This is a genomic window from Paraburkholderia sp. (assembly GCF_035501035.1).
Taxonomy (GTDB): domain Bacteria; phylum Pseudomonadota; class Gammaproteobacteria; order Burkholderiales; family Burkholderiaceae; genus Paraburkholderia.
This window is the reverse complement of the sequence record NZ_DATJWR010000004.1, coordinates 1-4,395: the sequence shown is the minus strand read 5'-3', so window position 1 is coordinate 4,395 and position 4,395 is coordinate 1. Positions and strand designations below refer to the sequence as shown.

Annotated in this window: 6 protein-coding genes; 4 read left to right on the top strand and 2 right to left on the bottom strand. The window is 64.6% G+C overall.

Going from position 1 to position 4,395, the window contains the following annotated elements:
* The 4 genes from VMJ11_RS00500 to proB all read left to right on the top strand — a co-directional run.
* Positions 1-92: bL21 family ribosomal protein (locus tag VMJ11_RS00500; protein ID WP_181456026.1), on the top strand; the 92-nt coding region annotated here is incomplete at its 5' end.
* Between the two features lie 26 nt (positions 93-118).
* Positions 119-382, top strand: a complete 264-nt coding sequence (gene rpmA / locus VMJ11_RS00495) for a 50S ribosomal protein L27 (RefSeq protein WP_325615823.1) — start codon at positions 119-121, stop codon at positions 380-382.
* Positions 383-562: 180 nt separating this feature from the next.
* On the top strand, positions 563-1,678 hold the full coding sequence (gene cgtA / locus VMJ11_RS00490) for an Obg family GTPase CgtA (RefSeq protein WP_325615821.1): 1,116 nt from the start codon (positions 563-565) through the stop codon (positions 1,676-1,678).
* A gap of 86 nt (positions 1,679-1,764) precedes the next feature.
* Positions 1,765-2,883 carry a glutamate 5-kinase gene (gene proB, locus VMJ11_RS00485; RefSeq protein WP_325615820.1) on the top strand — a complete coding sequence of 373 codons (1,119 nt, stop codon included), beginning with the start codon at positions 1,765-1,767 and terminating at the stop codon, positions 2,881-2,883.
* A gap of 121 nt (positions 2,884-3,004) precedes the next feature.
* On the opposite strand, the gene VMJ11_RS00480 is transcribed toward proB, so the two are convergent.
* Both VMJ11_RS00480 and VMJ11_RS00475 read right to left on the bottom strand, forming a co-directional pair.
* Complete coding sequence (locus VMJ11_RS00480) at positions 3,005-3,568, bottom strand: CNP1-like family protein (protein ID WP_325615818.1); 564 nt, start codon at positions 3,566-3,568, stop codon at positions 3,005-3,007.
* Between the two features lie 109 nt (positions 3,569-3,677).
* A complete protein-coding gene (locus tag VMJ11_RS00475; RefSeq protein WP_325615816.1) occupies positions 3,678-4,331 on the bottom strand; it encodes an RNA pyrophosphohydrolase in 654 nt (217 codons plus the stop codon).
* Positions 4,332-4,395: the final 64 nt, after the last annotated feature.

Genomic DNA, 4,395 nt, shown 5'->3' with positions numbered 1-4,395 from the left:
TCTTCAAGATGCGTCGCCGGAAGCACTACCAGAAGCATGGCGGCCACCGCCAGAACTACACCGAACTGCGCATCGACGCGATCAACGCGTAAGCGCACGCAGGTAAAGGAGCAAACAAATGGCACACAAAAAGGCAGGCGGCTCTTCCCGTAACGGCCGCGATTCCGAGTCGAAACGACTTGGCGTGAAGGTGTTCGGCGGCCAGGCGATCCTCGCAGGCGGCATCATCGTCCGCCAGCGTGGCACGCGCATGCACCCGGGTCTGAACGTTGGCATCGGCAAGGACCACACGCTCTACGCGCTGGTCGACGGCCACGTCTCGTTCTCGATCAAGGGCGCAGCCAACAAGCAGCTGGTCAACGTCGTCCCGGCAGCGGCCTAAGCTTTAGTCCGCTCGCTGAGCGGGTTAAACGCGCGACGCAAGGAAGGCCCCGCGAAGTTTGCGGGGCCTTTTTGTTTATCTGGCCTGGCGGCTCATCGCGAGCTGCGCTGGCCGTTCGGCCAGGTTGGCCAGTTCGGCCGGGGCGGGCAAAATGACGACATTCACGGGACGGAGTAACGCATGAAGTTCATTGACGAAGCGAAGATCGAAGTCATCGCCGGAGATGGGGGTGATGGCAGCGCGTCGATGCGGCGCGAGAAGTTCGTCCCGTTCGGCGGGCCGGACGGCGGCGACGGTGGCCGCGGCGGCAGCGTCTACGCGGTGGCCGACCGCAACATCAACACCCTGATCGACTACCGCTACACGAAGAAGCACCAGGCGCGCAACGGCGAGAACGGCCGCGGCTCTGACTGCTATGGCAAGGGCGGCGACGACATCACGCTGCGCATGCCAGTGGGTACGGTCATTACCGATCTGGACACGGGCGAGCTGATCGCCGACCTCACGGAGCACGAGCAGTGCGTGATGGTCGCGAAGGGCGGCGCGGGCGGCCTCGGCAACCTGCATTTCAAGTCGTCCACGAACCGCGCGCCGCGCCAGAAGACCGACGGCAAGCCCGGCGAGCGCCGCATGCTCAAGCTCGAGCTCAAGGTGCTGGCCGACGTCGGGCTGCTCGGCATGCCGAATGCGGGCAAGTCTACGTTTATCGCTTCGGTGTCGAACGCGAAGCCGAAGATCGCCGACTATCCCTTCACGACGCTTGCGCCGAATCTGGGCGTGGTGCGCGTGGGGCCGAGCAAGAGCTTCGTGATCGCCGACATTCCGGGCCTGATCGAAGGCGCCGCCGAAGGCGCGGGCCTCGGCCACCAGTTCCTGCGCCACCTGCAGCGCACGAACCTGCTGTTGCATCTGGTCGATCTCGCGCCGTTCGACGAAAGCGTCGATCCGGTTGCCGAGGCGAAGGCCATTGTCGGCGAACTGCGCAAGTATGACGAGACGCTTTTCGAGAAGCCGCGCTGGCTCGTGCTGAACAAGCTCGACATGGTGCCGGAGGAGGAGCGCGCCGAGCGCGTTGCCGACTTCGTGAAGCGCTTCGAGTGGGACGGTCCCGTGTTCGAGATTTCGGCGCTCACGGGGCAGGGCTGCGAGAACCTGTGCTACGCGGTGTATGACTACGTCGCGGCGCACTCGGACGCGCGGCGCGCTGCTGAAGCCGAAGACCTCGCCTCCGACGTGCGCTTCCGTGGCGATGGTGGCGAAGGCCCGCCCGAAGGCGCCGCGCAACCGCAGGAATAAATCGCCGCTCGGGCCGGCGAGCGGGCTGCGCCGGCAGCGCCAAAGCAAACTCACGCGTCATCAGTCATTTGGGGAGACCGCGCAGCATGCGTTCCGTCATCGCCGATTCGCGGCGTCTGGTAGTGAAAGTCGGTTCGAGCCTCGTCACCAACGATGGCCGGGGGCTCGATCATGCGGCCATTGGCCGCTGGGCCGCGCAGATCGCGGCGCTGCGCGCACAAGGCAAGGAGGTCGTGCTCGTGAGTTCGGGCGCGATTGCCGAAGGCATGCAGCGGCTTGGCTGGACGAAGCGTCCACGGGAGATCGACGAGCTGCAGGCGGCCGCGGCCGTCGGACAGATGGGGCTCGCGCAGGTCTACGAGAGCCGCTTTGCCGAGCACGACATTCGCACTGCGCAGATTCTGCTCACGCATGCCGACCTCGCCGACCGCGAGCGTTACCTCAATGCGCGCTCCACGTTGCTCACGCTGCTGCGGCTGGGCGTCGTGCCGATCATCAACGAAAACGACACGGTCGTCACCGACGAAATCAAGTTCGGCGACAACGACACGCTGGGTGCGCTCGTCGCAAACCTGATCGAAGGCGACGCGCTCATCATCCTCACCGACCAGAGTGGCCTGTACACGGCCGATCCGCGCAAGGATCCCACCGCGACCCTCGTGCAGGAAGCCGACGCCGGCAAGCCCGAACTCGAAGCGATGGCGGGCGGCGCCGGGTCGAGCATCGGCCGCGGCGGCATGCTTACCAAGATCCTCGCGGCCAAGCGCGCCGCGCACAGCGGTGCGAACACGGTGATCGCGAGCGGCCGCGAGCCCGAGGTGCTCGTGCGGCTCGCATCGGGCGAGGCGATCGGCACGCAGCTCATCGCGCGCACGGCGCGCATGGCGGCGCGCAAGCAGTGGATGGCCGACCATCTGCAGGTGCGCGGCCACGTCGTGATCGACGACGGCGCAGTGCAGAAGCTCACGGCCGACGGCAAGAGCCTGCTGCCAATCGGTGTGATCGGGGTGCAAGGCGCATTCGCGCGCGGCGAGGTGATCGCGTGCCTGAACGGCGAAGGCGTGGAAGTGGCGCGCGGGCTCACCAATTACAGCAGCGCGGAAACGAAGCTGATCCAGCGGCATTCGAGCGGTGAGATCGAGGGCATTCTCGGCTATATGCTCGAGCCCGAACTGATTCACCGCGACAATCTCGTGCTCGTTTGAGTGACGTGTGCCGCCGCGCGTTATAAAGCGGCGTACACACGGCTCAACGCAAAAAAGCCGCTGCGGCCCAATGCCGAAGCGGCTTTTTTCATCCTCGCACAGCGCGTTTGAGAGAACGGGCTCAGCGCACCAGCGTCGATTGTGTGCGACCGTAGCGCAGATTCTCGATGATCGCCGGCGCCTTCGCCACGGGCATCTTATTCGCGCAGAAGTAGTCCTGATAGAGCCTCGATTGGTACGCATTGAGCGTGCCGTTCTCGATGCGCGCCCAGTTGTTCGCGACCGTCTGGTCCCAGCCGTTGTGATCGGAGTCGAGGCTCGCATAGAGACGCCACTCGTAGGTGTCGCAGCGAATCCCCTCGTAGTTCACGTTGCGCGCACCCGTCGGGCTCGTGATGACCACCGTGTAGCGTACGACGCCGTCGGTGCCGACCGTGAGCGAAGCGGGATCGATGGAGAACTTGAGCGGCGAGTTGTTCGAGACGTCGAACGTGAGCAGCGTCGCGCCCGCCTGCGGCAGCGGCGGCAGGCCTTCGAGCTTGTTCTCCTCCCAGTTGCCTTTGCGGTCGAGCAAATAGACGAACGCGCTGTCGTCCTTGTTGGTGGGGCCGGAGCTGCCGCATCCGGTCAACAGGACGCCAGTTGCGGCCGCGGTGCATACCGCGGCGAGAGCAAATCGTTTCAAATTGGTTTTCCTTCGAAGCAACGGCCCGGCGCGCGCAAGCGCAGGCCGCAAATGCGAACGGCGGGGCGACCCCGCCGGTTCTGGCGTTCAGCGCACCGTCGTTGCCTTGTTAGTCATGCTCATCCGGCGCAGGCACGATCATACTCCCGCCGCCGGGCCCGCAGTCGCTTTCGAGCGGTGCGCCCGCGAGCGCCGGGGCCGCCTGCACCGCGTCGGCGTGCGCCGATGTCACGATGCGCGGGTAGCGGACCTCGTGAACCTGCACGCCCAAGCGGTCCTGACGCGGCGTGGGCCGCCGCAGGAAGCGCGAGAGCTCGGTCAGCGCAAGCTGATAGACGTCGCGCTTGAACTCGATGACCGCTTCGAGCGGCACCCAGTATTCGTTCCAGCGCCACGCATCGAACTCGGGATGCTCCGTTGCCCGCAGGCAGATATCGCAATCGCGCCCGACCATGCGCAGCAGAAACCAGATCTGTTTCTGGCCGCGATAATGGCCGCGCACTTCGCGCTTGATGAACTTGTCCGGCACCTCATAACGCAACCAGTCGCGTGTGCGACCGATGATCTTGACGTGCTCCGGATGCAGACCGGTTTCTTCGTGCAACTCCCGATACATTGCCTGCATGGGGGTCTCACCATACTTGATGCCCCCTTGCGGAAACTGCCAGGAATGTTCGCGAACCCGTTTGCCCCAAAACACCTCGTTTCGCGCGTTCAAGAGGATGATGCCGACGTTCGGGCGAAACCCCTCACGATCCAGCATACAACCACCTTCGAATCCTTTAAAATTGCTTTGATTATAAACAGATAACGGTCCTCACGCACCC